Genomic DNA, 689 nt, shown 5'->3' with positions numbered 1-689 from the left:
CTTCAATCCTGGGGTTGTGATTCCCAAAACTGGGGGTGGCTATCGCCGTTACCCTAATTTCCTAACTTTTACTTATCCATTTCTGGGCTTCCTATGAGGAATTTGTATAAGTTAGTTCATTTTGACCTTGGGTTCCCTGCCTTGTTTGGTATATCTCTATACCGAACGTTGGGACATATAATCAGTTATGAGGATGGTCAGGAGTGCGCTCCTTATATTCAACCAAGGGGTTGAATTCCCCACCAGGCGGTTATTTCAGGTATTTCAACCCTATTTCATGCCTGAAGGTTTGGCACCATCATATTTATCATACTCGAATTGACTACGAGTTCAGAAAAAAATACGCCCAACCATATTAGATGGGGGCGGGATTTCTGATCAAATCAAATAAATGGCTCTGGCGGGATTTGAACCTAATACATAGCCTATAACCCCTATTCTACCGTTACTTAGGTGTTACTCAAAACCATAGCAGGATAACAAGTGAGTAAAAAATGAGTAACGATATCAATACCCCTACAGTAGGGGGAAAGGGTAACTATGACGGGGGCTATGCTAGATTCTTGAAAGCCTATCAGGAGTTTAAGGGTGAGTGTCCTAGGGGGGTTAGCCTTAAAATCCAGAAGTCAGGGCTTAGGTACAATCTCTTATTGCAGTTTAAGCAACCACCTACCGGGAAACGGCTACCC

At 43.1% G+C, this 689-nt stretch carries 1 pseudogene; it reads left to right on the top strand.

Annotation, left to right across the window (positions count from 1 at the left end):
* Positions 1-494: 494 nt before the first annotated feature.
* Positions 495-689: pseudogene (locus tag P5674_RS25525) on the top strand (recombinase); the annotation flags it as partial.

Origin of the sequence: Limnospira sp. PMC 289.06 (assembly GCF_032350395.1) — a bacterium.
GTDB lineage: Bacteria > Cyanobacteriota > Cyanobacteriia > Cyanobacteriales > Microcoleaceae > Limnospira > Limnospira platensis.
The sequence above is the reverse complement of the archived record's forward strand: the minus strand, read 5'-3'. Positions and strand labels throughout refer to the sequence as shown.